This window comes from Achromobacter marplatensis (assembly GCF_049060505.1).
Lineage (GTDB): Bacteria > Pseudomonadota > Gammaproteobacteria > Burkholderiales > Burkholderiaceae_B > Achromobacter > Achromobacter marplatensis_A.
Genome location: NZ_JBMGRB010000004.1, coordinates 155,747 through 182,232 on the forward strand (window position 1 = coordinate 155,747; position 26,486 = coordinate 182,232).

At 62.8% G+C, this 26,486-nt stretch carries 24 protein-coding genes; 12 read left to right on the forward strand and 12 right to left on the reverse strand.

From position 1 onward, the window contains the following. Positions 1-2: 2 nt before the first annotated feature. On the reverse strand, positions 3-1,454 hold the full coding sequence (gene dnaA, locus ACI0FO_RS11760) for a chromosomal replication initiator protein DnaA (protein ID WP_416026859.1): 1,452 nt from the start codon (positions 1,452-1,454) through the stop codon (positions 3-5). Positions 1,455-1,858: 404 nt separating this feature from the next. Between dnaA and rpmH the strand changes: the two genes are divergently transcribed. From rpmH to ACI0FO_RS11785, 5 genes are all read left to right on the forward strand, one after another. Next, a complete protein-coding gene (rpmH, locus tag ACI0FO_RS11765) occupies positions 1,859-1,993 on the forward strand; it encodes a 50S ribosomal protein L34 (RefSeq protein ID WP_006228069.1) in 135 nt (44 codons plus the stop codon). A gap of 111 nt (positions 1,994-2,104) precedes the next feature. Continuing rightward, on the forward strand, positions 2,105-2,476 hold the full coding sequence (locus ACI0FO_RS11770) for a ribonuclease P protein component (RefSeq protein WP_105555642.1): 372 nt from the start codon (positions 2,105-2,107) through the stop codon (positions 2,474-2,476). Further along, a complete protein-coding gene (gene yidD, locus ACI0FO_RS11775; RefSeq protein WP_183017186.1) occupies positions 2,476-2,748 on the forward strand; it encodes a membrane protein insertion efficiency factor YidD in 273 nt (90 codons plus the stop codon). Before ACI0FO_RS11770 ends, yidD begins: the two co-directional genes overlap by 1 nt. Before the next feature lie 48 nt (positions 2,749-2,796). Next, on the forward strand, positions 2,797-4,476 hold the full coding sequence (gene yidC / locus ACI0FO_RS11780) for a membrane protein insertase YidC (RefSeq protein ID WP_416026861.1): 1,680 nt from the start codon (positions 2,797-2,799) through the stop codon (positions 4,474-4,476). 267 nt (positions 4,477-4,743) lie between these two features. Next, positions 4,744-6,189 (forward strand): catalase, encoded by a 1,446-nt coding sequence (locus ACI0FO_RS11785; protein ID WP_416026862.1) that lies wholly within the window; start codon positions 4,744-4,746, stop codon positions 6,187-6,189. A 295-nt stretch (positions 6,190-6,484) separates the two neighbouring features. Here ACI0FO_RS11785 and ACI0FO_RS11790 read toward each other — a convergent pair whose 3' ends face one another. The 10 genes from ACI0FO_RS11790 to ACI0FO_RS11835 all read right to left on the reverse strand — a co-directional run bounded on the left by ACI0FO_RS11790 (position 6,485) and on the right by ACI0FO_RS11835 (position 17,324). Further along, positions 6,485-7,363, reverse strand: a complete 879-nt coding sequence (locus tag ACI0FO_RS11790) for an ABC transporter permease (RefSeq protein WP_416026864.1) — start codon at positions 7,361-7,363, stop codon at positions 6,485-6,487. 49 nt (positions 7,364-7,412) lie between these two features. After that, positions 7,413-8,255, reverse strand: a complete 843-nt coding sequence (locus ACI0FO_RS11795) for an ABC transporter ATP-binding protein (protein WP_416026865.1) — start codon at positions 8,253-8,255, stop codon at positions 7,413-7,415. Position 8,256: 1 nt separating this feature from the next. Then, complete coding sequence (locus ACI0FO_RS11800; RefSeq protein ID WP_416026867.1) at positions 8,257-9,300, reverse strand: ABC transporter substrate-binding protein; 1,044 nt, start codon at positions 9,298-9,300, stop codon at positions 8,257-8,259. A gap of 47 nt (positions 9,301-9,347) precedes the next feature. Then, positions 9,348-10,256 (reverse strand): TauD/TfdA dioxygenase family protein, encoded by a 909-nt coding sequence (locus ACI0FO_RS11805; RefSeq protein WP_416026869.1) that lies wholly within the window; start codon positions 10,254-10,256, stop codon positions 9,348-9,350. Between the two features lie 245 nt (positions 10,257-10,501). Then, positions 10,502-11,701 carry a M20 aminoacylase family protein gene (locus tag ACI0FO_RS11810; RefSeq protein ID WP_310035414.1) on the reverse strand — a complete coding sequence of 400 codons (1,200 nt, stop codon included), beginning with the start codon at positions 11,699-11,701 and terminating at the stop codon, positions 10,502-10,504. A 78-nt stretch (positions 11,702-11,779) separates the two neighbouring features. Next, entirely contained in the window at positions 11,780-12,805 is a 1,026-nt protein-coding gene (locus tag ACI0FO_RS11815; RefSeq protein ID WP_416026871.1) for an ABC transporter ATP-binding protein, read from the reverse strand. Next, positions 12,802-13,812, reverse strand: coding sequence for an ABC transporter ATP-binding protein (locus ACI0FO_RS11820; protein ID WP_416026873.1), 1,011 nt, complete (start codon positions 13,810-13,812; stop codon positions 12,802-12,804). The genes ACI0FO_RS11815 and ACI0FO_RS11820 overlap by 4 nt, the downstream gene beginning before the upstream one ends. 11 nt (positions 13,813-13,823) lie before the next feature. After that, positions 13,824-14,744, reverse strand: coding sequence for an ABC transporter permease (locus ACI0FO_RS11825; RefSeq protein WP_416026875.1), 921 nt, complete (start codon positions 14,742-14,744; stop codon positions 13,824-13,826). Further along, positions 14,741-15,715 carry an ABC transporter permease gene (locus ACI0FO_RS11830; RefSeq protein WP_416026877.1) on the reverse strand — a complete coding sequence of 325 codons (975 nt, stop codon included), beginning with the start codon at positions 15,713-15,715 and terminating at the stop codon, positions 14,741-14,743. The genes ACI0FO_RS11825 and ACI0FO_RS11830 overlap by 4 nt, the downstream gene beginning before the upstream one ends. Before the next feature lie 22 nt (positions 15,716-15,737). Beyond that, the gene (locus ACI0FO_RS11835) at positions 15,738-17,324 is read right to left on the reverse strand and encodes an ABC transporter substrate-binding protein (protein ID WP_105555655.1); all 1,587 of its coding nucleotides are present in this window, start codon (positions 17,322-17,324) and stop codon (positions 15,738-15,740) included. Between the two features lie 115 nt (positions 17,325-17,439). On the opposite strand from ACI0FO_RS11835, the gene mnmE reads away from it, so the two are divergent. Further along, complete coding sequence (gene mnmE, locus ACI0FO_RS11840; protein WP_416026879.1) at positions 17,440-18,792, forward strand: tRNA uridine-5-carboxymethylaminomethyl(34) synthesis GTPase MnmE; 1,353 nt, start codon at positions 17,440-17,442, stop codon at positions 18,790-18,792. A gap of 1 nt (position 18,793) precedes the next feature. Further along, positions 18,794-19,243 (forward strand): GNAT family N-acetyltransferase, encoded by a 450-nt coding sequence (locus ACI0FO_RS11845; protein ID WP_416026881.1) that lies wholly within the window; start codon positions 18,794-18,796, stop codon positions 19,241-19,243. Positions 19,244-19,273: 30 nt separating this feature from the next. On the opposite strand, the gene ACI0FO_RS11850 is transcribed toward ACI0FO_RS11845, so the two are convergent. Next, a complete protein-coding gene (locus tag ACI0FO_RS11850) occupies positions 19,274-20,650 on the reverse strand; it encodes a ClcB-like voltage-gated chloride channel protein (protein ID WP_416026883.1) in 1,377 nt (458 codons plus the stop codon). A gap of 489 nt (positions 20,651-21,139) precedes the next feature. On the opposite strand from ACI0FO_RS11850, the gene ACI0FO_RS11855 reads away from it, so the two are divergent. From ACI0FO_RS11855 to ACI0FO_RS11875, 5 genes are all read left to right on the forward strand, one after another. Next, positions 21,140-21,817, forward strand: coding sequence for a response regulator (locus ACI0FO_RS11855; protein ID WP_416026885.1), 678 nt, complete (start codon positions 21,140-21,142; stop codon positions 21,815-21,817). Then, on the forward strand, positions 21,807-23,291 hold the full coding sequence (locus ACI0FO_RS11860; RefSeq protein WP_416026886.1) for a sensor histidine kinase: 1,485 nt from the start codon (positions 21,807-21,809) through the stop codon (positions 23,289-23,291). Before ACI0FO_RS11855 ends, ACI0FO_RS11860 begins: the two co-directional genes overlap by 11 nt. 115 nt (positions 23,292-23,406) lie before the next feature. Next, complete coding sequence (locus ACI0FO_RS11865) at positions 23,407-24,405, forward strand: Bug family tripartite tricarboxylate transporter substrate binding protein (RefSeq protein WP_416026888.1); 999 nt, start codon at positions 23,407-23,409, stop codon at positions 24,403-24,405. A 118-nt stretch (positions 24,406-24,523) separates the two neighbouring features. Then, positions 24,524-24,961, forward strand: a complete 438-nt coding sequence (locus ACI0FO_RS11870) for a tripartite tricarboxylate transporter TctB family protein (RefSeq protein ID WP_416026889.1) — start codon at positions 24,524-24,526, stop codon at positions 24,959-24,961. After that, positions 24,958-26,484 carry a tripartite tricarboxylate transporter permease gene (locus ACI0FO_RS11875; RefSeq protein WP_416026891.1) on the forward strand — a complete coding sequence of 509 codons (1,527 nt, stop codon included), beginning with the start codon at positions 24,958-24,960 and terminating at the stop codon, positions 26,482-26,484. Before ACI0FO_RS11870 ends, ACI0FO_RS11875 begins: the two co-directional genes overlap by 4 nt. Positions 26,485-26,486 lie beyond the last annotated feature (2 nt).

The following is a 26,486-nucleotide window of genomic DNA, read 5'->3' on the forward strand; positions in this document are numbered from 1 at the left end:
GTTCATCCTTTTAGAGTTTGTTCCAACACGTGCAGGGTATGGTTGAGCTCCGCTTGCTTTGCGCGGGCGTCGGAAATCTTGCGGACGGCGTGCAGCACGGTGGTGTGATCACGACCACCGAACAGATCGCCGATTTCCGGCAGGCTTTTCTGCGTCAGCTCCTTCGCCAGGTACATCGCGACCTGGCGCGGCAATGCGATATTGGCGGGCCGGCGTTTCGAGTACATGTCGGCGACCTTGATCTTGTAGAAATCCGCAACCGTCTTCTGGATGTTTTCCACAGTGATCTGGCCGTTGGACACGGACAGCAGGTCCTTCAGGGCTTCCTTGCAGACATCCACCGTCAGCACGTCGCGGCCGTGGAAGCGGGCGTAGGCCAGGACCTTGCGCAGCGCGCCTTCCAGTTCGCGCACGTTGCTGCGCAGATGCTTGGCAATAAAGAACGCCACTTCCTCGGGCATGGGCACGCCTTCGGATTCCGCCTTGCGCAGCAGAATCGCCACGCGCATCTCCAGCTCCGGCGGCTCGATCGCCACCGTCAGGCCGGAATCAAAACGCGAGATCAGGCGGCTGTCGATGCCCGACAGTTCCTTCGGATATGTGTCGCTGGTGATGATGATCTGCTTGCGCTGGGCCACCATCGCCTCGAACGCGTAGAAGAACTCTTCCTGCGTGCGGTTCTTGCCGGAGAAGAATTGAATATCGTCGATCAGCAGCAGGTCCAGCGAATGGTAGTAGCGCTTGAAGTCATCGAACGCCTTGCGCTGGTACGCCTTCACCACGTCGGACACGTATTGGTCCGCATGCACATAGCGCACGCGCACCCCGGTGCCCGCCGCCACCATGGCGTTGCCGATGGCGTGGATCAGGTGGGTCTTGCCCAGGCCCACGCCGCCGTACAGGAACAGGGGGTTGTACGAGGTGCCCGGGTTCTCGGCCACTTGCAGCGCGGCGGCGCGCGCCAGCTGGTTGGCCTTACCCGTCACGAAGTTTTCGAACGTCAGGTCCGTGTTCAGCCGCGAGCGCTCGTACACGATGTTGGCCGCGTCCGCCGTTACCGCCTGCGCCGCCACGGTGGTGGCGGGCGGGGCGGCCGGTGCCGCGGCCTGCATGGGCGGCGCGCCGCCTGAGGGCTGAGCCGCGGACAGGTGCGTTTGCTCGGGCGCCTGGGCACGCACCGGCGCGACCGGCATGCGGGGCGCGGCGCCGTGGGACGGCAACTCGAACAAGACCTGTACCGGTCGCTTGAACCACTCCGCGGCCAACGCTTCGATCTGGTGGGAAAAGTTCTTGCGCACCCAGTCCAGCTTGAAGCGGTTGGGCGCGGCAACGCGCAACACCGCCTGCGTTTCGTCGTACGCAAGCGGGACCAGCGGCCGTATCCACGCGCTGATTTGTTGGGGGGGGAGTTCCTGCTCAAGACGACTGACGCAGGTCTGCCAGAATTCTTTCATGTCGCTCTTATTCAAACCTCGATTCTACCTTGCCTGGGCACGGGTTATCCACAGGGCAGGACATAAGCGTCTACACTGCTCAGGCTTAACTGTTTGACAAGACAGGGAAAACTTGCTGAAATGGTGGGCTTTTCCGAATTCTGTCTGTCAGAAGGTTTCACAGAGAGCTTAGCCGGAGTTGTGGCAAGTACCCTCCTTTCATAGGTCGGGGCGCTTACCGCACTGTCCGGTTTTTAGCTTTGCTGAATAGGTCGCCTGGGAAGAAATTTCCAGTCCAGAGCCCCGTCTATGCGTTATTTTTGCACCTGTTGCAAAAATGCGCACCAGATACCCGCTTCTGAATGCGCGACCTGGAACCCTCCGGGCAGGTCCCTTCTGACTTTTGTTCTTTTTGTGGATCGTCCATGAAACGTACCTACCAACCTTCCGTTACCCGCCGCAAGCGCACCCATGGCTTTCGCGTGCGCATGAAAACCCGCGCTGGCCGCGCCATCCTGAGCGCCCGTCGCGCCAAGGGCCGCAAGCGTCTGGCCGTCTAAGTCCTGGATTTCCGGTTTTCCGGAAAACCTGACTATTTGCACGGACCGGCCATATTGCAAGACCTCTCGCAATCTCGTTCCGGTTCCGCGCAAACGCCTGACCCGCAGTCCATGCCGCGCTCCACGCTTCCCCCGGAGGCGCGGCTGCATCGCCCCTCCGAGTTCGCCGCTGCCCTGAAAGGCCGGCGTCTTGCCCGAGGGGCGTTATTCATTGTGACTTCGGCTCCCAATGATCTGCCTCCCGGCCAGGATGCCTGCGCCCGCTTGGGGCTGATCATTGCCAAGCGGTTCGCCGCCCACGCCAGTACGCGCAACGCCATCAAGCGGGTCATCCGCGAAGCGTTTCGCCATCGGCGTCTGGCGCTGCCCGCCAAGGATTACGTCGTGCGCCTGCATAGCAAGGTCGCGCCCACCACGCTCACCTCGCTAAAACGCTTGGTCAGAGCCGAAGTGGACGCTCACTTCGAGCGGATCGCGCGATGATGTTCAAAGCACTGCTCATTGCTCCCATCCGGTTCTACAGGTTCTTCCTGAGTCCCTGGATCGGCAGGCAGTGCCGCTTTACCCCGACTTGCTCGGCGTACGCGATTGAAGCAATCGAACGCCATGGCGCCTGGCGCGGCTTCTGGCTGGCCGTCCGGCGCATTGGCCGATGCCATCCGTGGTCGCCCGGGGGCTGGGATCCGGTTCCGCCGGGCCCGGGAACCAAAGGCCCCCCTTGCTGTTCCCACAGCCACCGCACCGAGCACGATTGACGCTAAACTGGCGGGCTTTGCTGGCCCGTATTCACTTCAGTAGGCACCATGGATATCCGACGAACCGTCCTCTGGATGATTTTTTCCTTTTCGCTGTTGCTCCTTTGGAACAACTGGCAAATCCATAACGGCAAGCCGTCGCTGTTCGGGGGCCCGACGCCCGCGGCCAGCACGGCTGAACCGCAGGCCGGCGCCAACAACGCCACGCCTTCGGTGCCCAGCGCTCCCACTTCCACGGCCACTGCGCCGTCGGCCGTGCCCGGCGCCACCGCACCCGCTGCCGCGCGGTCGGAAGAAGTCGTCATCACCACGGACGTGCTGCGCCTGACGTTCGACACCATGGGCGCCCAACTGGTGCGCGCCGAGCTGCTGAAGTACCCCGCAACCGGCCAGGCCGACAAGCCCACGGTGCTGCTGGACCGTTCGGCCGGCCTGAACTACGTCGTGCAATCCGGCGTGGTCGGCGCGCCTAGCGGCCAGAGCTTCCCCACGCACCAGACGCCTTTCCGCCTGGTGACGTCGGAACGCCAACTGACCGGCGACAACCTGGTCGTCTCGTTCGAAGGCGAGTCGGGCGGCGTGAAGGTGACCAAATCGTTCACCCTGCACAAGGGCCGCTACGACATCGACGTGCGCCACGACCTGGCCAACGTCGGCTCCGCCCCCGTGACGCCCTCGCTGTACTTGCAGCTAGAGCGCGACGGCAATGACCCGGCCGATACGTCCAGCTTCTATCACACGTTCACCGGTTTCGCCGTCTACTCCGAACAGGACAAGTTCCAGAAGAGCACGTTCAGCGACATCGAAAAGAAGAAGGCCGCCTACATCAAGGAGGCGGACAACGGCTGGATCGCCGTGGTTCAGCACTACTTCGCCACCGCCTGGGTGCCGCCGCAAGGCAAGCCGCGCAAGAACGAACTGCTGGAAGTGCAGAAGAACCTGTACGCCGCCCGCAGCATCGAAGCCGTTGGAGAAATCGCCCCGGGCGCCGCGTCGCGCGTGGACTCGCACCTGTGGGTCGGTCCGCAAGACCAGAAGGCCATGGCGGCGCTCGCCCCCGGCCTGGAACTGGTGGTGGACTACGGTTGGCTGACCATCATCGCCAAGCCGTTGTTCACGCTGATGACCTGGCTGCATTCGCTCCTGGGCAACTGGGGCTGGACCATCGTTGCGCTGACCGTGCTGATCAAGGCCATCTTCTACCCGCTGGCCGCCGCGAGCTACCGCTCGATGGCCCGCATGAAGCAAGTGGCCCCGCGCCTGCAAGCCCTGAAGGAAAAGTACGGCGACGACAAGCAGAAGCTCAACGCCGCCATGATGGAGATGTACCGCACCGAGAAGATCAACCCGCTGGGCGGCTGCTTGCCGATGGTGGTGCAGATCCCGGTGTTCATCTCGCTGTACTGGGTGCTGCTGGCCAGCGTGGAAATGCGCGGCGCGCCGTGGATCCTGTGGGTGCATGACCTTTCGATCCGCGACCCGTTCTTCATTCTGCCCGCCATCATGATGGCCACCATGTTCCTGCAGATCAAGCTGAACCCGACGCCGCCGGATCCCATCCAGGCCAAGGTCATGATGATCATGCCGCTGGTGTTCGGCGGGATGATGTTCTTCTTCCCGGCTGGCCTGGTGCTGTACTGGTGCGTCAACAACACGTTGTCGATCGCGCAACAGTGGTCCATCACCCGCGCCATGCAGCGCAAGACGGAAGCCTTGGCAAACCGCTGAGCCTGACGCTTGCAAGCATGAAGAACCGGCCCTTGGGGCCGGTTTTTTTATGGGCGCGGTGACCGCAGGCCCCGTCCTGTTGCCGCATTGAGACGTTGATCATAGTTAATGTCTATTGAAATTAACCAATCAATCAACTTCACAAACTACACGTTGGCCCCTATGATGTGGCGGCCATGTCCCCAAAAGCGGCAACGCGGAGGCATCGACAACATCGCGCGGGCCGACCAGGCCCGGCGCATTCCAGAATCATGCAGGGAGTGAGCTATGACCGACAAGAAGCATCTGACCACCGCAGCAGGCGCGCCAGTGGCGGACAACAACAACACGCTGACCGCCGGCCCTCGCGGTCCCGCGCTGTTGCAGGACTTCTGGCTGATTGAAAAGCTTGCCCACTTCGACCGCGAACGGATTCCAGAGCGCGTCGTCCATGCCAAAGGCTCCGGCGCCTACGGCACCTTCACCGTCACGCACGACATCTCGCGCTATACGCGCGCCAATATCTTTTCCCAGGTGGGCAAGCAGACCCCGCTGTTCCTGCGCTTTTCCACCGTTGCCGGCGAACGCGGGGCGGCGGACGCGGAACGCGACGTGCGCGGCTTTGCCATCAAGTTCTACACGGAAGAAGGCAACTGGGACCTGGTAGGCAACAACACCCCGGTCTTCTTCATCCGCGACCCGCTGAAATTCCCCGACTTTATCCACACCCAGAAGCGCGACCCCAAGACCAACCTGCGCAGCGCCACCGCCGCATGGGACTTTTGGTCGCACAGCCCGGAATCGCTGCATCAGGTCACCACGCTGATGAGCGACCGCGGCATTCCCGCCAACCTGCGCCAGCAGCATGGTTTCGGTTCGCACACCTTCAGCTTCGTGAACAGCAGCAACGAACGCTTCTATGTGAAGTTCCACTTCAAATCGCAGCAGGGCATCGCCTGTCTGACCGATGAGGAAGCGGCGCAGGTCGTCGCCCACGACCGCGAAAGCTCGCAGCGCGACCTGTTCAACAACATCGCGCAAGGCAACTTCCCGAAGTGGTCGCTGAAAGTGCAGATCATGCCCGAGGCCGAAGCCCAGACCTATCACATCAACCCGTTCGATCTGACCAAGGTCTGGCCGCATGGCGATTACCCGCTGATCGACGTGGGTGTGCTGGAACTGAACAAGAACCCGGAAAATTACTTCGCGGAAGTGGAGCAGGCCGCCTTCACGCCGGCCAACATCGTTCCCGGCATCGATTTCTCGCCGGACAAGATGCTGCAGGGGCGCTTGTTCTCGTATGGCGACACGCACCGGTACCGCCTGGGCATCAATCACCATCAGATCCCGGTGAATGCCGCGCGCTGCCCGGTCCACAGCTTCCACCGCGACGGCGCCGGCCGCGTGGACGGCAACGCCGGCGGCACGCTGAACTACGAGCCCAACAGCGCGGGCGAGTGGAAGGAAACCCGGTCCGCCGGCGAACCGCCGCTGGCGCTGGACGGCCAGGCCGCCGCGCGCTGGAACCACCGCGAGGACGACGACTACTATTCGCAGCCGGGCGCCTTGTTCCGCTTGATGACGCCGGCCCAGCAGGAATTGCTGTTCGGCAACATCGGCCGCCACATGGCGGGCGTGCCGGAAGAGATCCAGCGCCGCCAGCTGGAGCACTTCAGGAAGGCCGATCCGGCGTATGCCGCCGGCGTGGCCAAGGCGCTGGGACTGAAGATTTAAGGCCCAGGTAGATCGGCGGGAAGGAATGCGGCCCCGGAAGGGGCCGTTTTCTTGGGCGTTGCAGACGATGGGTTGTGCGCGCTGGGAACCGGTTCCCCGGCAAGCAATAGCGCGCGCTCCACCCATCCTACAAAGCACGAACGCCGTATCTCCCCGCAACGCGCGAACGGCGCATCTCTCCGCAACGCACGAACGCCGTATCTCCCCGCAAGGCGCGGCTATCCTGTGTAGGATGGGTGGAGCGCGGCAACGCTTCCGCTTGTACGCAAGCGCCCAGCGCGCGCAACCCATCGCTTCAGCGCTGCATTCCCCAGCGCCGCACCGTCAGCCGCTCCAATGTATCGAACCCCAGGTTTTCCACAAGCAGGCCGATGATGACCACCGCGGCCAACCCCGCGAACACGCGGTCTGTGTATAACTCGTTGCGGTTCTGGAAGATGTACCAACCCAGTCCACCCTTGCCGCTGGAGGCGCCAAACACCAGTTCCGCCGCGATCAAGGTGCGCCACGCGAACGCCCAGCCTATCTTCAGGCCCGCCAGAATGGCCGGCAACGCAGCCGGCACCAGGATCTGCAGCACGTAGCGCAAGCCCGTCAGCCCGTAGTTGCGGCCCGCCATGCGCAGGGTTTCCGACACGCCCAGGAAGCCCGCGTACATGTTCAGCGCCAGCGCCCACAGCACGGAGTGGATCAAGACGAACACCAGGCTGCCTTCGCCCAGCCCGAACCACAGCAGGGCCAACGGCAACAGCGCGATGGCCGGCAGCGGGTTGAACATGGCGGTCAGCGTGGACAACAGGTCGCGGCCGAAGCGCGTGGACACGGCCAGCGTGGTCAGCACGAACGCCAGTACCACGCCGGCCAGATACCCCTGCACCAGCACGCGTAGCGACTGTCCGGCGCGCGCCGGCAGTTCGCCATTGGCGATGCCCTGCCCAAAGGCCTGCGCCGTCTGCCAGGCGCCCGGCAACAGCAGGTCGTTGTCGGTATAGCGTGCGGCCAATTCCCACACCGCGGCCAGCAGCGCCAGGATCACCAGCTTGCGCAGGCTGGCGTGCTGCCAAAGCCGTTCGTGCCAAGGCAACGGCGTCTCTGCCGCTTGGGCCGGCAAGGGCGGCAGGTCGTACTCGACTTCAGGACGAATGGGGGGCGAGGCGGGGTAGGCGCTGCTCATCGGGCGACACTCATCGAACGGAATTCAGGAAGCGGCACGCGCGCTACGTTCAAGCCGCCGCGCGCTCGGCCGGCGCGGGATCGGACAGCGCAAGGGGTGACTCGAACAACAGGTCGTGGATGCGCTTGGCCGCCGATTGGAAGGCGGCCGAGCCCTGGCTATGCAGCCCGAAGGCATGCGCGTTCAGTTCGGCGCGCACGCGGCCGGGATGCGGGGACAGCAGCAGCACGCGGCTGCCCAGCACCAGCGCCTCTTCGATCGAATGCGTGACGAACAACAAGGTAAAGCGCACGTCTTCCCACAACGCCATCAGCTCTTCCTGCATGCGGCGCCGGGTCAGGGCGTCCAACGCGGCGAAGGGCTCGTCCATCAGCAGCACGCGGGGCTGCATGGCCAAAGCCCGCGCGATCGCCACGCGCTGCTTCATGCCGCCGGAAAGCGTGTGGGGATAAGCGTCCGCGAACGCGGCCAGGCCCACCTTGTCCAGATAGTGCATGGCGCGCTCATCCGCTTCGCGCCGGCCCAGCTTGCGCGAAGCCACAAGCGGAAACGCCACGTTCTGCCGCAACGTTTTCCACGGCGGCAATTGGTCGAATTCCTGGAACACGACAATGCGGTCCGGCCCCGGCCCCTGCACTGCCTGCCCGTCGATTGCGATGCGTCCTTCGGTCGGGGGTATGAACCCGGCCACCGCCTTCAGCAGCGTCGATTTGCCGCAACCGGAAGGCCCCAGCAGGATGAAGCGGTCCGCCCCATGAACGTCAAAACTGACTTGGTGCGTGGCGCGGACCCGCCGTTCGCGCGTCTTATATTCGATCGTCACCTTATCCACAGCCAGCAGCGGCGACGCCTTGTCAACGTTATCCACAGGCCTGGCGGCGGTCACCGGCATCTCAGCTGCCCTTTGCCGTCAGCGCATCGTCGAAGAAGTAGTCGCGCCAGTTGGCCGGCGCATTCTTGATGGCGCCCACCTTGTGCATGAATTCGGCCAGCGCAAAGGTGTTCTGGGGTTCAAGCTTGAATTGCACGTCGGGGTTCTTGATTACTTTGATCAGGAAGGCGCGGTCTTGCTTGGCGCCCGTGACACGCAGGTAAATATCCGCAGCCTTTTCCGGATTGGCCGTGGCAAAAGCCGCCGCTTCCTTCAGTGCTTCCTGGAATGCCTTGTACGTCTTGGGGTTTTCCTTGCGGAATTTCTCGGTGGCGAACAGCACGGTGGACGAACTGGGGCCGCCCAGCACATCATAGGAATTCAGCACAATGCGGGCCTTGGGGTTCTCGGCCAGCTCTTGCTCCTGGAAGGGCGGGTTGCCGAAATGGCCCGTGATTTCCGTGCCGCCGGCGATGATCGCCGCCGCCGCGTCCGGATGTGGCAGCGCCACCGAAATCTTGTCCAGTTTGTTGAATTGCGCATCGCCCCACAGCTTGGCGGACGCCAGTTGCAGCACGCGCGACTGCACCGATACGCCCACGGCCGGCACCGCGATACGGTCCTTATCCGTAAAGTCCGCGATGCTTTTCACATTGGGGTTGTTCGTGACCAGGTAGTAGGGAAAGTTGCCCAGCGACGCCACGCCCTTCACGTTCTGCTTGCCGCGCGTGCGGTCCCAGATCGTCAACAGCGGCCCTACGCCCGCCCCCGCGATATCCACGGCGCCCGACAGCAGCGCATCGTTCACGGCCGAGCCGCCGGACAGCTTGGCCCACTCGACCGAGATATCCACACCCTCGGCCTTGCCGTGCTTTTCGATCAGTTGCTGGTCGCGCGCCACGTTCAGCAGCAGGTACACGATGCCGTACTGCTCCGCGATGCGGATGCGCCCTTCGGCCACGGCAGGCGTGGGCGACGCCAACGCCAATACTCCCAGTATCAGCGCCAGGCCAGCGGCGGTAACGGTTTGGACCAAACGATCCCGTAGGGCGGAGGACATGCGCATGGAATTCCTTGTGGATAAGTGCTTGGCGTCGAATACCGCGTATGGCCTCAGAAGGGCGTATCGCCTTCGATAGTGGTCCGGTACAGCTTGCGCCGCAGATGGTCCGGCGTGCCGCCCGCCAGATGGATCAGCGAACGGTTGTCCCAGAACACCAGATCATGCGGCTGCCAGTGGTGGCGATACGTGTTTTCCGCACGCACGCTGTGCGCGAACAACTCGGCCAGCAAGGCGCGGCTTTCGTCTTCCGGCACATCGACGATGCGCGTCGTGAAGCCTTCGCTCACGAACAACGCGCGGCGGCCGTTTTCGGGGTGCGTGCGCACCACCGGATGCACCACTTCCTGCACCTGCGCGATCTGCTGCGCGCTTAATGTCGGACGCCAATTGCCTTCTTTTTGCAGTTGCCCGTATTGCGCCAGATACGAATGCACGGCGCGTTTGCCTTCGACCGCATTGCGCAGCGCCGCAGGCAAGGTGTCGTAGGCCAGGTGCATGTTGGCGAACAGCGTGTCGCCGCCTTCGGCCGGCAGTTCCTGCGCGTGCAGCAACGAGCCCAGGCTGGGCAGCTCCTTGTACGAGATGTCTGAATGCCAGTACTTGCCCGCGTCGCCCAAACCAATCGGTTTGCCGTCTTCCACGATGTTGGAAACGATCAGGATCTCGGGGTGGCCCGCCAGGTGAAATTGATGCAGCACATGGATCATCAAGCGGCCGAAGCGGCGGCTGAAATCGATGTGCTGTTGCGGCGTGATGCGTTGGTCGCGGAACACCAGCAGGTGATGGTCCAGATGCGCCTGGTGCACCCGGGCGAAGTCGGCCGCCGCCAGTTCGCGCGACAAATCCAGGCCGATGATCTCGGCGCCCAAAGGGCCGGGAAGGGGGCGCAATTCAAAGGCCTGCGCCTGGGGGACGGGGGCAGCGTCTACTTCTCGCCGCAAGGCGTTGCTCTGGGACATCGATCGCTCCGGTTCGCCTTGCGGCATGTCTGGAACGATCGATTATGGAAAGCGCGCCTTGTATCTCAAACGAAGTTATCGACGTTTGAACAGAGCTTCACGTCATATAGAAAAGCCGCAGGGCGGAAACCCCGCGGCCTCATGCCGGACGCCTATAAGCAAATAGCGCATCGATCGATGTTAAGCGTCGGCCCGAGTCGGCCCGCGCCAGCCTGCGCCCGCCTGCGCCGGCCTGCGCCGGCCTGTCAGGCGGCCGGCAGATAGGCCTCGACCAGCTTCACCCAGTACGTTGCCCCCACCGGCAGCAAGGCATCATTGAAATCGTAGTTCGGGTTGTGCAACTGGCACGGGCCCATGCCGTGATAGCTTTCCATGCGGTGGTCGCCATCGCCGTTGCCCAGGAACAGATAGGCGCCCGGAATCGCTTCCAGGAAGAATGAAAAGTCCTCCGCACCCATGAATGGCGGCATGTCGCGCAGCACGTTCTCGGCGCCGAACGCGTCTTCGGCGACCTGGGCCGCGAAGGCCGTTTCCTTTTCCCAGTTCACCAGCGGCGGATAGGCGCGCACGAAGTCCAGTTCGCCCGTGCCGCCGTACACCTGCGGCAACGTCGTAGCGATACGGCGCATGTCGGCTTCGATCTTGTCCAGCGTTTCGACGGAGTACGTGCGCACCGTGCCGCGCAGCACCGCTTCGCCCGGGATCACGTTGTACGCGTCGCCCGCATGAATCTGCGTGATCGACAGCACCGCTTGGTCCAGCGGGTTCTTGCTGCGCGAAATCACCGTCTGCAGGGCATGCACCATGTCGGCTGCCACGATGATCGGGTCCACCGACGCGTGAGGCTGCGCCGCGTGGCCGCCCACGCCCTTGATGACAATATCCCAGCGGTTGCTGGAGGCCATCGTCGGCCCCGCGCGAAAGCCGAACTGGTTCACTGGCATGCCCGGCATGTTGTGGATGCCGAACACCGCATCGCAAGGGAATTTCTCGAACAGGCCGTCCTGCATCATGGCGCGCGCGCCCGCATTGCCGCCTTCCTCGGCAGGCTGGAAGATGAACACGACGGTGCCGTCGAAATTTCGGTGCGTGGACAGGTACTGCGCCGCTCCCAGCAGCATGGCGGTGTGGCCGTCATGACCACAGCCGTGCATCCGGCCGCTGATGGTGGACTTGTGCGCGAAGCGGTTGTGTTCGGGCATGGGCAGCGCGTCCATGTCGGCGCGCAGCCCCACCGTCGCCTTGCCGCTACCGGCGCGCAGCACGCCCACCACGCCAGTCTTGCCCAAGCCCGTGTGAACTTCCAGGCCCCATTCCCGCAGGCGTTCGGCCACCAGATTCGACGTGCGCGTCTCCTGGAAGGCCAATTCGGGATGAGCATGGATATCCCGGCGCAAAGCGGTCAGTTCGGGATGCGCGCGTTCGATTTCGGCAATGGTTTTCATGGCGGTGGATAAACAGTAGGTGTGATCGGGAATTCTCGCGCTTCACCCATTCCGCGTCCAGTACCCCTGCGGACGGGCCTACGCCGCATCATTCAAATGGCAGGCGCTTTGCTGCCCTGGCGCGATCTCGCGCAACAGCGGACGTTCCGTCTTGCAGCGCGCCATGGCGTGCGGGCAGCGCGGGTGGAATGCGCAGCCGCTGGGCGGGTCCAGCGGCGATGGCAGCTCGCCTTTGATGGGCTGGTAGTTGCGGCGTCCAGGGGTCAACGTCGGCAGTTCTTTCAGCAGCGCCTGCGTGTAGGGATGGTTCGCACGCTGGAATACGGTGTCGGTGGGCGCAAGCTCCACCACTCGGCCCAGATACATGATCGCCACGCGGTCAGAGATGTGGCTGACCACGCTCAGGTTGTGGCTGATGAACAGATACGTCAGGTCCAGGTCGTCGCGCAGCTGTTCAAACAGGTTCAAAACCTGGGCTTGTATCGACACGTCCAACGCGGCCACCGCCTCGTCGCAGACGATCACCGAGGGCTTCAGCGCCAAGGCCCGCGCAATGCCGATGCGCTGGCGCTGCCCGCCCGAGAACTGATGCGGATAGCGCTGCGCGAACGTCGGGTCCAGCCCTACCTGGCGCATCAATCCCGCCACGTATTCCGCTTTGTCGCGCGCACGAATCAAACCATGCGCCACCGGCGCCTCGCCGATGATCTCGCGCACTCGCATGCGTGGATTAAGCGACGCGTAGGGATCCTGGAAGATCATCTGCACGCCCAACTCGTAGGCGCGCCGCTCGGTGCCCGTCATCGCCTTGACCGCCTTGCCGTGGTAGTGCACATCGCCGGACGAAGGCGGCAAGATGCCCGACACGATACGGCCCAAGGTGGATTTTCCACAGCCCGATTCGCCGACGATGCCGATCACTTCGCCACGCTGCACTTCCAGGTCCACACCGCCCACGGCGTGCACCACTTGCGTTTTCAACCCCGCGCCCAGCAGGTTCGCGATGCGTCCGGCCAAGTCCACGGGCTGCACGAAGCGAAGTTCAACGCCGCGCAGGGACAGGATGGGGGCGGGGGCGGCGGCGCCGCGTTCTGCTGCGCTCATTTGATGTCTGGGTCTCCGGCATGCCAGCAGCGCACCCATTGCGCCGGACGGACTTCCACGGGCTGCGGTTCGATCAGACAGGCGTCGGTCGCGCGCGGGCAACGGCCGCGGAACGCACAGCCCTGCGGCAGGTTCAACAACGACGGCGTCATGCCAGGAATCGGCACCAGCGGCCTGCCGCGTGATTCCGGCGTGGGGATGGAAGCGATAAGCCCGTGCGTATACGGATGCATGGGATGGGTAATCACATCGCGCGTGCTGCCGGTCTCGACGACACGGCCCGCGTACATCACTGATACCCGGTCCGCCAACCCGGCCACCACCGCCAGGTCGTGCGTGATCCAGATCAGGCCCGTGCCCGTCTCGCGGCACAGCTTCTGCACTTCGAAGAGAATCTGGCCCTGGATCGTCACGTCCAGCGCGGTCGTGGGTTCGTCCGCGATAATCAGACGCGGCGAATTCAACAACGCGATCGCGATGGCCACGCGCTGCCGCATGCCGCCCGACAACTGGTGCGGATAGGTGCGCAGGCGTTCCTGCGGCGACGGAATGCCCACCATCGTCAGCGTCTGCAGGGCACGCTGGCGCGCCTGTTCGCGCGACACCTTATGGTGCGCCTGCACCGCTTCAATCATCTGCGTATCCACGCGCAGCACCGGATTCAGCGTCATCATCGGGTCCTGGAAGATCATCGCGATCTCCTGCCCCCGCAACTGCCGCCACCGCGCCGGCGTGGCGCCCCGCAGGTCTTCGCCGTTCAAGCGCAACTGCCCGTCCACGATGCGTCCGGGCTCGTCCAGCAAACCCATCAGCGAAAATCCCGTGATGCTCTTTCCAGATCCCGATTCGCCCACCAGGCCCAGGATCTCTCCCTCGGCCAGCGTCAGGTCCACGCCGTCCACCGCGCGCACGATGCCGTTGCGCGTGAAGAAATGCGTCTTCAGTCCATGCACTTCCAGGATGGGCGCGGGCGTTGCCAGCGGTTTATCCACAGCTTGCGTCTGCATCGCGTCCGCCTTCAATTCGCGTGGCGCGGGTTGAGCACATCGCGCAGGTGGTCGCCCACCAGGTTGATGGCGATGATGGCCAGCGCCAGCGCAATGCCGGGAAAGAACGAAATCCAGTACTGGCCCGACAACAGGTACTCGAACCCGTTGTAGATCAGCATGCCCAGCGACGGTTCGGTCACCGGCACGCCCACGCCCAAAAACGACAGCGTGGCCTCTAGCGCAATCGCGTGCGCCAGATCGATGGTGGCGATCACGATCAGCGGCGGCATGCAGTTGGGCAACACGTGGCGGAACAGCACGCGGCCCCAAGACAAGGACATGCAGCGCGCGGCCTCCACATACTCTTTGCCGCGCTCCACCAGCGCCGCGCCACGCGCAGCCCGGGCAAAATAGGCCCACTGCACGACGATCAACGCAATGATCACCTTATCCACACCTTTGCCCAGAATCGCCAGCAGCATCAACGCGACAAGAATGGCGGGAAACGACAACTGGATATCCACAATCCGCATCAGTAGCGCATCGATGCGGCCGCCGAAGTAGGCCGCGATCAAGCCCACGGTGGCGCCGATGCCGAAGGCCGCCAACACCGACACGGTCGCCACCAGCAGGCTGGTGCGCATGCCGTAGAGGATGGCCGAGAACAGGTCGCGCGCCTGCCCGTCGGTGCCCAATAAATAATGCACGGAGCCATCGCCGCTTTCGCTGCCCGGCTTGAGCTTGGAGTCCATGATGTCAAGCGACGCCAGATCATACGGATTCTGCGGCGCGATCCAGGGCGCCAGCAACGCGGCGCCCACGATCACAACCAGCATCACCAGGCCCAGCGTGGCCAGCTTGCTGGCGAAGAAGTCCGAAACGAAACGCCGCCAGGGCGTCTGTTCCTTGGATGCCGCGGCAGGCGCGGCCGTGGTGGCAGGGCTGTTCATCGGCGGCTATCCAAACGTACTCGGGGGTCCAGCACCGTATAGATGATGTCCACCACCAGATTCAACATGACCAGGAAAAACACGATCAGGAGCAAATACGCGACCACCACCGGACGATCCAGATTGATGATGGAATCGATCAGCAGCTTGCCCATGCCCGGCCACGAAAACACCGTTTCCGTCACGACAGCGAACGCCATCACCTGTCCAAATTCCAATCCCGCGACCGTGACCACGGGGATCAGGATGTTCTTTAACAGGTGCACGCCCAGCACCCGCTTTTCCGACAAGCCTTTGGCGCGCGCGAACTTGATGTAATCCATGGGCAACGCCTCGCGCGTGGCCGCTCGCGTCACGCGAATGATCATGGCGCACTTGGCGAACGCGATCGTGGCCGCGGGCAAGGCCAGGCTCAGCCAGCCGTTGAACGTCAGCACGCTCAGTTCCAGCGAGCCGATGCTGACCGTCTTGCCGCGCCCGCCAGCGGGTACCCAGCCCAGTATCACGGCGAACACCATGATCAGCATCAGGCCCACCCAGAAATTAGGCAGCGAAAAGCCCAGCACCGACCCCGTCATGATGGCGCGCGAGCCCGGCGCCTGCGGCTTCAGCCCGGCCAGAATGCCCAGCGGCACGCCGATCATCACCGACAGCAGCATCGCCACACAGGCCAGTTCCACCGTGGCCGGCATGCGTTCCAGGATCAGATGCATGGCCGGCTCGCCGGTCAGGAAGCTGTTGCCGAAATCGCCGCGCACCGCCTGGCCCATGAAGATCAAATACTGCCGCCACAACGGCAGGTCCAGGCCCAGCGATGCGCTGATCGCTGCGCGCTGCGCCTCGGTGGCCTCGGGGCTGGCCAGCATCGACACCGGGTCGCCCACCATGTAGATGCCTGCAAAGACCAACGCCGACATGACCAGCATGACGACGATGGTTTGCAGCAGTCTTCTTACGATTGTTGCCAGCACTGGAGACCGCCCGCGATGCGCGTTACTTCTTCAAGGTTGCGAACTGCGCCAGCGTGACCTGGTCAGGACGGCCTTGATAGCGGATATCGCCCTTCATGGCCCATACCGATAGTTCGAAGTGCACCGGCAGCATGGCGTAATCGTCCATGGCCATATTGCTGGCCTTCGCAAGCAGTTCGGCGCGTTTGGCGTTGTCCATCGTGGACGACGCTTCCTTCACCAGCTCGTCCATCTTGGGGTTGGAATAGCGGCTGCGGTTGGTCGTGCCCAGTCCAGCTTCCGGATTGCGCGTCACCAACAGCGAGGTCAGCGCGTTGGACATCTCGCCGCTGGTCACCGACCAGCCCGCCAGATAAGCCGAAAACGCGTAGCTGTCGCGGTTCTTGAAGAACACCGGCGGCGCCATCGCGTCCACGCTGGTCTTCACGCCGATGCGGGTCCACATCGATGCGATGGCCTGCGCCACCTTCGAATCGTTCACGTAACGGCCCGAAGGCGAACCCAGCGTGATCGAAAAGCCGTTGGGATAGCCGGCTTCCTTGAGCAGGGCGCGGGCCTTCTCGACGTCGGCCTTCGGCGCCTTGGAATGCTCTTTGCTGGAGCCGAACATCGGGTAGGGCAGCAGGTTGCCGGCAGGCAGGGCCACGCCCCCCATCACGCGTTCCACCAGCGCGTCGCGATTGATGGCAAGCGACAGCGCTTCACGCACCCGCTTGTCCTTCATGGGATTCTTGTCCGTGCCCTGGATGCCTGGCGAAGGTTCCGCGTGCTGGTCCAGCGCGACGTACACGACGCGCACCGACGGGGTTTCCTCGACAAAGAGTTTCTTGTCGCCCTTCAGCTTGGGCAGGTCGTCGGTGGGGGGATCTTCGATCATGTCCACGTCGCCCGCCAACAAGGCGGCCACGCGCGCCGCGGCGTTGCTGATCGGGCGATAGACCACGCGATCCCATTCCGGTTTTTTGCCCCAGTAATTGTCATTGCGGGCCAGCACGAATTCCGCGCCGCGCTTCCACGATACGAATTTGTACGGGCCCGTTCCCACCAGGCCATCGCCGCTGTTCAGTTCGGTGGTGGTCTTGCCTTCGGCCGCGGGGCCGGAGGCAGCCTTCTTCGACATGATGGGCAACTGCGCCAGGTTCACGAGCAGGTTCGGCGCGACTTCCTTGGTGGTGATGCGCACGGTCATGGGATCGACCGCTTCGGTTTTGGCTACCGATCCCAAATACAGTGTGAATGGCGATGGGCTGTTGGGTACCTTCGGCACGCGGTCATACGTAAACACCACGTCTTCGGCGGTGAACGGCGTGCCGTCCGAGAACTTCACGCCGGGGCGCAGCTTGAACGTCCAGACCTTGCCGTCCACGGTCCACGATTCCGCCAGCCCGGGCTGCGGCTTCAATTGCGCATCGGTGGCGACCAGCGTATCGAAAATGGTTTGGGAGATCTGCGTATTCGGCGTCAGCGCGTGATACTGCGGATCCATCGACGAGGGCTCGGTCTTCAGGGCGATCACCAGATCGCGAGCCAATGCGGAACTGAAGGTGCCAAAGGCCAACATCACCGCGGCCGAGCCGCAGGCCAAGACACGCGAAAACCGAGATGCCATCGTGATCTCCCAGAGTTGTTTCGGGTTTTGAACCTCTGGGGCACATTAACCAGCAAACAAGGGGCCGCGCAACAGTTATATTCCCCTATTGTCCTTGCCTCGCCCCCCTTTAGATATGTCCGCTTATTCCCCCATTACCGCCATTGCCACCGCCCCCGGAAGAGGCGGCATCGGCGTCGTGCGCGTTTCTGGTGCGGACCTGTCCGAATTGGTGCGGCGCCTGTTCCAGCGCGAGCTCACCCCGCGTCACGCGCACTACCTGCCATTCAAATCCGTCGATGGCGAACTCCTGGACGAAGGCATCGCGATCTATTTCCGCGCGCCGCATTCGTATACCGGCGAAGACGTGCTAGAACTGCAAGGCCACGGCGGTCCCGCCGTGCTGCGCCGCGTGCTGGACAGCTGCCTTGCCGCGGGCCGCGACCTTGGCCTGCGCCTGGCCGAACCCGGCGAATTCACCCGCCGCGCCTTCCTTAACGATCGCATGGATCTGGCCCAGGCCGAAGCCGTGGCGGATCTGATCGAAGCCTCGTCGGTGGCGGCTGCGCGCGGCGCGGTGGCCTCGCTTTCCGGCGAATTCTCGGCACGTGTGAACGACCTGTCCGACCGCATCATCCATCTGCGGATGCTGGTTGAAGCGACGCTGGATTTTCCTGAAGAAGAAATCGATTTCCTGGAAAAATACCAGGCCCGACCCACGCTGGATACGCTGACCGCCGACCTGTCCAATCTGATCGCCCAAGCGCGCCAGGGTGTCATCCTTCGCGAAGGCTTGCACGTGGTGTTGGCCGGCCAGCCCAACGTCGGAAAATCCAGCCTGCTAAACGCGCTGGCGGGCGACGATATCGCCATCGTCACCCCCATCGCGGGCACGACACGCGACAAAGTGGTGCAAGAAATCCATATCGACGGGGTGCCGTTGCATATTGTGGACACGGCCGGCTTGCGGGAAACCGAGGACACCGTCGAAAGCATCGGTATCGCCCGCACCTGGCAGGAAATCGAACGCGCCGACGTCATTCTGCATCTGCAGGATGCCACGCAGCCGGGCGACGAACTGGACGCGCAGATCACTGCGCGCCTGCCGCCGCGCACGCCCGTGCTGAAGGTGTTCAACAAGGTAGACCTGTTATCCACGGCATTTGCGCCGGCGCCCGGCGAATTAGGCATCTCCGCCAAGCGCGGCGCGGGCCTGGATGCGCTACGCGCGGAACTGCTGAACATCGCCGGTTGGAACCCGGGCGCTGAATCACCCTGGCTGGCGCGCGAACGTCACCTGCATGCCCTGCAGGACGCGGCCGAACACCTGGCGCTTGCGGGTGAACACGCGGGGCAGGACGACCGGGTGCTGGACCTGTTCGCCGAAGAGCTGCGGCTGGCTCATGACAGCCTGTCCAGCATTACCGGAAAATTCACCAGCGACGACCTGCTGGGCGAGATTTTCTCCAGCTTCTGCATCGGGAAATGAAGTGATAAGACTCGCCACGCCCGACGATATTCCGGTCATCGAACGGATCGTCGCCGAGGCTTACTTCCCCTACATCGCGCGTATCGGCGCCACGCCAGGACCCATGCGCGATGACTATGCGGCGCGCGTCGCCCAGGGCGTGGTGCACGTCTTGGAGGAAGACGACGCCATCCGCGCGGTGCTGGTCCTTATCCCCGAGGCCGATTGTCTATTGCTGGACAACATCGCGGTATCTCCGTCCGCCCAGGGCAATGGGCATGGACGCGTGCTGCTGCACTACGCCGAAACGTTCGCGCGCCAAATGGGCTATTCGGTCATCCGGCTGTACACCCAAGAGAAAATGACCGAGAACATCGCCATCTATTTGCGATACGGTTACGTGGAAACACATCGCGCGCAGGAGTCAGGATTGCATCGCGTTTTCATGAAGAAACGCCTTGGGCACGGCTAAAAACCGGCACATTCTTAAATAAGTGAGCTTTTACTCGCTTTTATTTGGTGGCACTTTTACCGTTTCCCGCTGCGCACGTCGGTTGTTCACCAACGATTTCGCGTACACCGATTCCGGCCGTATTCGATGTGCGATCACGTAGCCGGTAACACAAGCCAGCATTAACGGCAGCATCGCTTCATAGCTCAGCGTCATCTCGAAAATCATCAGTATCGACATCAACGGCGCATGCGTCGTGGCAGCCAGCAATGCGCCCATGCCCACGACGGCATAACTGGACACCGCCGACACGTCGCCGCTTGGCAGCAGGGCTTGCAGCCCGTTTGCATATAGCGCGCCCAGCGCCGCCCCCACAAACAGAGTCGGCGTGAAAACGCCGCCCACGGCCCCCGATCCCACGCTGGCGCCGGTTGCCAACATTTTCATCAGCAAAATGGCCGCCACGGCCTGCCACGCCCATTGCGTATGCAGCATGCTGTTGACGACGCTGTAGCCGTTGCCCCAGACCTCCGGATTGACCACCGACAGCGCGCCGACCATCAACCCGCCCAGTGCCATCCGGATCCACAGCGGGCACGGCATGCGAGAAAAGGTGGCGCGCGACAGGTCCAGGAAGCGTAGAAATTGCGGCGCAACCAGGCCGGCCAAGACGCCAAGCACCAGATAGTTGGCCACCTCCCAACCCGACGCGAATTCAAAATGCGGCAGGTGGAACACCGCGTCGTAATGCAGGATCTGCCGCGTGACGATGTTGGCGACTACCGACGACACCACCAGCGGCACTAACGTATCGGACGAAATAACCCCGAATACGATTTCGGAGATAAATAGCGCGCCGGCGATCGGCGCGTTATAGGCCGCCGTAATGCCTGCCGTCGCCCCGCAAGCCACCAGCAGACGCAGATGCCGGGGCGGCAGCAGCAGGAATCGCCCGGTCAGCGATGAAAACATGGCCGCCAGCTGCACCATGGGACCCTCTCGGCCGATGGACGCTCCCGATCCGATCGAAAAAATGGACGACAAGCTGCGTGCAAGCGTCTGGCGCAGGCCAATGACGCCCCGACCGACGGAAATGGCCTCCATATAGTCCGCCGCGCCCCGTTTAGGCAGCCATCGGCCGGCCATTTGCAAGATGGCGCCGGCGATCGCCCCACCTGCGGCAGGCATTAGCAAGCGTTCCCAGGAATCCAATCCACGGGCTAACGACACCATGCCGCGGGGAACCTCTTCGCCGGTAAGCAGCATTTGCAGCCATCCCAGCAGTTCCCGGAACACCACCGTTGCCAATGCGCCAAACAGCCCCATCAATGCCGCCGCGAACAAGGTTGCGGGCAGATTATTGGTCAATAAACGGGCTCGAAGGGCGTTCGCCCAGCCCAATTTCCTGATTCTGATTTCTGTCGCCATAGCCGGATTCTACGGCGGAAGTTGCTCACTTTTTGTTCAGTCCCCCGTCAACAAAACGAGTAGCTGCCCCCTCGAATCCCGGCTTTCGCGGACGCCTCTGAGGCCGTTTTGAGCCCGCTGCAAGGGCGAAAAACCGGGTAGGCAACGGGCTGTTTTTCGGGGTAAAAGTGCCCCTCTTCAACCCCGTTTCCAGAAATCGCCCTGTGGATAACTCCTAAGTAGCCAGGTTGTGCACATTGTGTGGAGGCAAGTTGAACAAGCCGGGGTTTTTGGGGGTGGGCGAAATGTTGTCCAACTTCAACTTTTTTCCCACACAGAGTTCTTGCACAGGCAAAAACGGCTGCAAGCTGATGAAAAGAATGAGGTTTTTAAGGTTAAGGTAGTTATCCACAGGCCTTATTAATCATTAGTCTTTATATAAAGAGAAATAAAGGAAAAGCCAAACATGCTTTCCCATTCCGCCCAGCCACTCCCCCCCGGACTCCGTCCATGCGCATCCTCCTGATAGAAGACGAAGCCGAACTTGCCCGTTGGCTTTCCAGAAGCCTGGCCAGACATGCCGGCTTTGTCGTTGAATGGGCTGACGACGGATTGGTCGCCGAAAGAAGGTTGGCAGTCGAAGAATTCGATGCGGTCGTCCTCGATTTGGGACTTCCGGGCATGGATGGCCATGCTTTGCTGGCGAAGATTCGCGCGCGGGACGACCGTACGCCGGTGCTGGTCTTGACTGCGCGCGATTCGCTGGCCGAAAAAATCGGCACCCTGCACCAGGGAGCGGACGATTTCCTGCCGAAACCCTTTGTTGTGGAAGAGTTGGAAGCGCGTTTGATCGCACTGATTCGGCGTAGCCGTGGACGCGAACATCCGCGTTTGGCCTTGGGAAACCTGGTTTTTGACTCTGCAGCGCAAAAATTCACAGTTTCTGGGCAAGCTCTGCAGTTATCCCCACGTGAACATGCCGTTCTTCGGGTGTTGATCCAGAAAAGCGGCGAACCCATCAACAAGCAGCAAATTCTTGACCGCATCGTCACGGACGACGCCGATATCAACCTGGAAGCCATCGAGGTCCTGGTTCACCGTTTGCGCAAAAAATTGGCGGAAACCGGTGTCCAGATCGTGACCATGCGAGGCATGGGCTACTGCCTGGAGAACCTTGTTGACAACTAGAAGTCCGAAAAAAATCGCTTTTTTCGCGGCAAAAAAACGCAATCGCACTCTGAAAACGCAGTTGCTGTGGTGGTTGATCCCCACTCTGGTGTTCGTGATGATGGCGGCGCTGTGGTTGTCGAACCACCAACTGCGCAACCAGGTGGACATTGCCTACGACCGGTCGCTTTCCGGAGCGCTTCGCGCGATCGACCACAACATATCCACAGCCAGCGGTGGATTAGCCATGGAGCAGCCTTACCTGATGCTGGAATTTTTCGAGCTGACGGCCAATGGCAGCGTTTTTTACCGGGTAGCGACGGAAGACGGGCTGGCAGAAATCGGCCATCCGGGCCTTCCGCTGCCGGACGAGCCCCTGGTATCTGGCGAACCGCGTTTTTTCTACGCGGACTACCAGGGCACCCCTGTCAGGGTTGCGGCGCTGGCGCGCCCGATGGATCCGCCGCTGTACGCGAACAAAGGGGGACGGGTTATCGTGCAGGTCGCCGAAGGCCTGGAAAGCCGCCAGGCGTTCTTGCACAAGGTGCTGCTGCGCTCCGTAGAGCGAGACCTGGCGGTGATTCTCATCAGCGTCCTGGTGATCATCCTGGGGGTTTTCATGGCATTGCGCCCCCTGGTCAGGCTTCGGCAAGAGGTGGAAGGGCGGTCTGGAGACGATTTAAGCCCCGTCAGCGCGTCCGAGATGCCGGGTGAGGTCCTGCCCCTGGTTGCGGCGGTAAACCTCCACATGGCCCGTTTTGCGGCCCAGGCGAGGGTGCAGAGTCAGTTCCTGGACGACGCCTCGCACCAATTGCGCACGCCCTTGTCGGTTTTGCGGACCCAAACGGCGTATGCCTTGCGCGAAACAGACCCCCAGGAGGTCCGTACAGCCCTTCTGGCGATGCAAGAGGGGTTAGACAGGGCGGTGCGCACCACCAACCAAATGCTCGCCCTGGCGCGTGCTAAGGACGCTTCCTTGGCCGAAGGCGGTTTTACCGCCGAAACCGTCGACCTGGTGGAATTGGCCGACGGGGTGATCCGTGGATTGTTACCGGCCGCTCGTGCTCGTCAGTTGGACATCGGCCTGGAGGCCGCCGTGCGCCCGATCCATGTCACCGGCACCGAGTGGCTGCTGCGCGAAGCCGCCGTCAATCTCGTCGATAACGCGATCCGCTACGCGTCGCCGTCCGGCGAGGTCACGGTGACCGTGCAAGCCGGCGACGGCCTGGCCCGCCTGGTCGTCGAGGACGATGGACCCGGCATGTCGGCCGAAGACATCGCCCGGGCCTGCGTGCGCTTTCGCCGGGGAGCGGCGGGCAAGAACAAGCCCGGCGCCGGCTTGGGCCTGGCCATCGTGGGCACCATCGCCGATATCCTCGGGGCCCGGCTGGTCCTGGAAAACCGCGCCCCATTGCCCGGCTTGCGGGCGGCCTTGGTGTTTTCCCTTGAACCGGCGCCTGATGCTGCGCCGCATCATGAAAACGGCGGCTTTTGAAAGGTGTTGGAAAGCTTCGGTTTTGTACGGTAGCGTCCGCTGGGTCCGATCAGGCGTCACCACGCCGTGCGGCCATCCAGCCATACCAATACCTATAAATCTCGGAGACGCAAGAATGCAGACCAGCCTGAAGCTGCGCACGGCCGCCATGGCGGCGCTTGGCGCGATTACCCTTTCCCTGGGCGTCGCCCAGGCAGCCGATGAGCCCCGCCGCCCGGAGTGCATTGCACCGGCGCAGCCCGGCGGCGGTTTCGATCTGACCTGCCGTCTGGCTACCGAGGGATTGAAGCAAAGCGGGGCGCTCAAGAGCACCATGCGCATCGTCTACATGCCGGGCGGCATCGGCGCCGTGGCCTACAACAACATCGTGGCCCAGCATCCCAACGAACCAGGCACGATCGTGGCGTTTTCGGGCGGATCGCTGCTGAACCTGGCCCAGGGCAAGTTCGGCAAGTACAACGTCGACGACGTGCGCTGGCTGGCCGCCATCGGCACCGACTATGGCGTGGCCGTGGTCCGCAACGATTCCCCGTACACCGACCTGAAGAGCCTGATGGACGCCTTCAAGCAGGATCCGACCAAGATCGTGCTGGGCGCGGGCGGCACCGTGGGCAGCCAGGACTGGATGAAGGCCGCGCTGACGGCCAAGGCCGCTGGCGTGGATTTCAAGAAGATGCGCTTCGTGGCGTTTGAAGGCGGCGGCGAAGCCGTCACCGCCTTGCGCGGGGGCCATATCCAGGCCTACATGGGCGATGCGGCGGAGGCCTTCACCATGCTGGAAGGCGGCGCGCCCATTCGCGTGCTGGCAGTGTTCAACGACCAGCGCCTGCCGGGCAAGCTGAGCACCGTGCCGACCGCCAAAGAGCAGGGCTATGACATCGTCTGGCCGATCATCCGCGGCTTCTACGTCGGCCCGAAGGTGTCGGACAACGACTATCAGTTCTGGGTCAAGGCCTTCAACACCGCGACCGCGTCGCCCGAGTTCGACAAGCTGCGCCAGCAACAGGGCCTGTTCCCGTTCAACAAAACGGGCCCCGAACTGGACGCCTACGTGAAGAACCAGGTCAAGGTCTACGGCGAGCTGGCCGATTCCTTCGGCTTGTTGAAGAAGTAAGCGGGCCGCAAGGCTTTCCTTTTCGATCGCGCCCATTCGGGCCCCTCGCCGCCGGACGGTTCCGGCGGCGTCGGGGACGGCTGCGCCGCGCGTTCCCACCACAACGGAAAAGTGGATCATGAATGATCGAATCCTAGGTGTCGGCGCCCTGGCGCTGGCCGCCTTCATGACGGCGGCGGGGTGGGGCATTGAAGCCCCCTTCGCCTACGAACCCGTGGGCCCGCGCGCCTTTCCCCTGCTGCTGGCCGGCATCATTGGCCTGTGCGGCCTGTGGCTGGTCTACAAAGGCGGCCATGCGGTCGAAGCCAACCCGCCCGGCGCCAACGGACGCATTGCGCTGATGATGGCGTTCACGGTGGCCTATGCCTTTTTGTTCCAGTGGCTGGGTTTTGTGCTTGCGACATCGTTGATGACGGTGTTCGTGGGCCGCTTGTTCGGTGGCAGTTGGGTGAAGTGCGCAATCGGCGGCGTCGTCATGAGCCTTTTCTTTTTTGTGCTGTTCGACAAGGTGCTGGACGTCGTCCTGCCGGGCGGATTGCTGGAGACCCTGATATGAGCGGCATTCTTGATCATCTGTCGATCGGCTTTGGCGTGGCCTTGTCGCTGACGAACATCCTGGTGGCCATGATTGGTTCGTTCATCGGCACCTTGGTCGGCGTGCTGCCGGGCCTGGGGCCCGTGAACGGCGTGGCGATGCTGATACCGATTGCCTTCGCGATGAATCTGCCGCCTGAAACCGCGTTGATCCTGTTGGCGGCGGTATACGTGGGCGCCGAGTACGGTGGCCGCATCACGGCCATCCTGCTCAACGTGCCGGGCGAGGCCAGCGCCATCATGACGACGCTGGACGGCTATCCGCTGGCGCGTCAGGGCTTGGCGAACGTGGCGTTGTCGCTGTCGGCGTGGTCGGCCTTCTTCGGCGCGATCGTGTCGGTGGTGGGCATCATCCTGCTGGCGCCGATGCTGGCAAAGTGGGCGCTGGCCTTTGGCCCCGCCGAGTACTTCGTGCTGATGATTTTCGCGTTTTGCTGCCTGACCAGTCTGCTGGGAAAGCAACCCGTCAAGGGCGTGCTCGCGGCGATGATCGGGTTGTCGATATCGGTGGTGGGCGTGGACGCGAATTCAGGGGTATACCGCTATACCTTCGACTCGGTGCACCTGGCCGACGGTGTCGACTTCGTGGTGGTGGTGATTGCACTGTTCGCGGTCAGCGAAATGTTGGAAATGCTGGAAAAGGTGATGGCGGGCCAAAGCGTGGAGGTCACCTCCAGCGGCCGCAAGCTCTTCAACCTGAAAGAAATGGCGTTTACGTGGTGGAGCGTGGTGCGTAGCGCGCTGGTCGGATTCGGCGTGGGCGTGCTGCCAGGCGCGGGCGCCAGCGTGGCGGCGGCAGTGGCCTATTCGCAGGAAAAACGCATTATCGAAGCCAAGGATCCGGATGCGAAGTTTGGCAAGGGCGACATGCGCGGCCTGGTTGCGCCGGAAGCCGCCGCAACCGCTTCCGCTATCGGTTCGTTCGTGCCGATGCTGACGTTGGGCGTGCCGGGTTCGGGCACCACCGCCGTCATGATGGGCGCGTTGACGCTCTACAACATCACGCCCGGTCCGGTGCTGTTCGAAACCAAGCCCGAACTGGTGTGGGGGTTGATCGCATCGCTCTTCGTCGCCAATGTGCTGCTGTTCATCATGAACGTGCCATTGGTTCGCCTGTTCTCGAAAGTGCTGTCGGTGCCAGGCTGGCTGATGGTGCCGGGCATCCTGTGCATCAGCTACATCGGCGTCTACGCCATTAACGCGGGTACGTTTGACCTCTTGCTGGTGGCTGGCATCGGCGCGTTGGGTTACTTCCTGCGCAAGTTCGGCGTGCCGATGGCGCCGCTGGTGCTGGGCGTTGTGCTGGGCAACATGATGGAGCAGAATCTGCGCCGCGCGCTGTCGATGACTGACGGCGATGTCGCGGTGCTGTTCGCGAGCCCGGTGTCGATTTCGATGTGGATCGGCGCGGCCGCGGTGGTGGTGGTGCCGCAGTTGATGCGCCGCATGCGTCAAGCCAGGAAGATTGCCGCTGGACCGGTTTGAAG

Coding starts and splice junctions, on each gene's coding strand:
- rpmH (WP_006228069.1), top strand. CDS start 1,859: ATGAAACGTACCTACCAACCTTCCGTTACCCGCCGCAAGCGCACCCAT.
- ACI0FO_RS11820 (WP_416026873.1), bottom strand. CDS start 13,812: ATGCAGACGCAAGCTGTGGATAAACCGCTGGCAACGCCCGCGCCCATC.
- ACI0FO_RS11850 (WP_416026883.1), bottom strand. CDS start 20,650: ATGGCGACAGAAATCAGAATCAGGAAATTGGGCTGGGCGAACGCCCTT.
- ACI0FO_RS11855 (WP_416026885.1), top strand. CDS start 21,140: ATGCGCATCCTCCTGATAGAAGACGAAGCCGAACTTGCCCGTTGGCTT.
- ACI0FO_RS11815 (WP_416026871.1), bottom strand. CDS start 12,805: ATGAGCGCAGCAGAACGCGGCGCCGCCGCCCCCGCCCCCATCCTGTCC.
- ACI0FO_RS11825 (WP_416026875.1), bottom strand. CDS start 14,744: ATGAACAGCCCTGCCACCACGGCCGCGCCTGCCGCGGCATCCAAGGAA.
- ACI0FO_RS11785 (WP_416026862.1), top strand. CDS start 4,744: ATGACCGACAAGAAGCATCTGACCACCGCAGCAGGCGCGCCAGTGGCG.
- ACI0FO_RS11810 (WP_310035414.1), bottom strand. CDS start 11,701: ATGAAAACCATTGCCGAAATCGAACGCGCGCATCCCGAACTGACCGCT.
- yidD (WP_183017186.1), top strand. CDS start 2,476: ATGTTCAAAGCACTGCTCATTGCTCCCATCCGGTTCTACAGGTTCTTC.
- ACI0FO_RS11835 (WP_105555655.1), bottom strand. CDS start 17,324: ATGGCATCTCGGTTTTCGCGTGTCTTGGCCTGCGGCTCGGCCGCGGTG.
- ACI0FO_RS11790 (WP_416026864.1), bottom strand. CDS start 7,363: ATGAGCAGCGCCTACCCCGCCTCGCCCCCCATTCGTCCTGAAGTCGAG.
- ACI0FO_RS11795 (WP_416026865.1), bottom strand. CDS start 8,255: ATGCCGGTGACCGCCGCCAGGCCTGTGGATAACGTTGACAAGGCGTCG.
- ACI0FO_RS11870 (WP_416026889.1), top strand. CDS start 24,524: ATGAATGATCGAATCCTAGGTGTCGGCGCCCTGGCGCTGGCCGCCTTC.
- mnmE (WP_416026879.1), top strand. CDS start 17,440: ATGTCCGCTTATTCCCCCATTACCGCCATTGCCACCGCCCCCGGAAGA.
- dnaA (WP_416026859.1), bottom strand. CDS start 1,454: ATGAAAGAATTCTGGCAGACCTGCGTCAGTCGTCTTGAGCAGGAACTC.
- ACI0FO_RS11800 (WP_416026867.1), bottom strand. CDS start 9,300: ATGCGCATGTCCTCCGCCCTACGGGATCGTTTGGTCCAAACCGTTACC.
- ACI0FO_RS11875 (WP_416026891.1), top strand. CDS start 24,958: ATGAGCGGCATTCTTGATCATCTGTCGATCGGCTTTGGCGTGGCCTTG.
- ACI0FO_RS11865 (WP_416026888.1), top strand. CDS start 23,407: ATGCAGACCAGCCTGAAGCTGCGCACGGCCGCCATGGCGGCGCTTGGC.
- yidC (WP_416026861.1), top strand. CDS start 2,797: ATGGATATCCGACGAACCGTCCTCTGGATGATTTTTTCCTTTTCGCTG.
- ACI0FO_RS11770 (WP_105555642.1), top strand. CDS start 2,105: ATGCCGCGCTCCACGCTTCCCCCGGAGGCGCGGCTGCATCGCCCCTCC.
- ACI0FO_RS11805 (WP_416026869.1), bottom strand. CDS start 10,256: ATGTCCCAGAGCAACGCCTTGCGGCGAGAAGTAGACGCTGCCCCCGTC.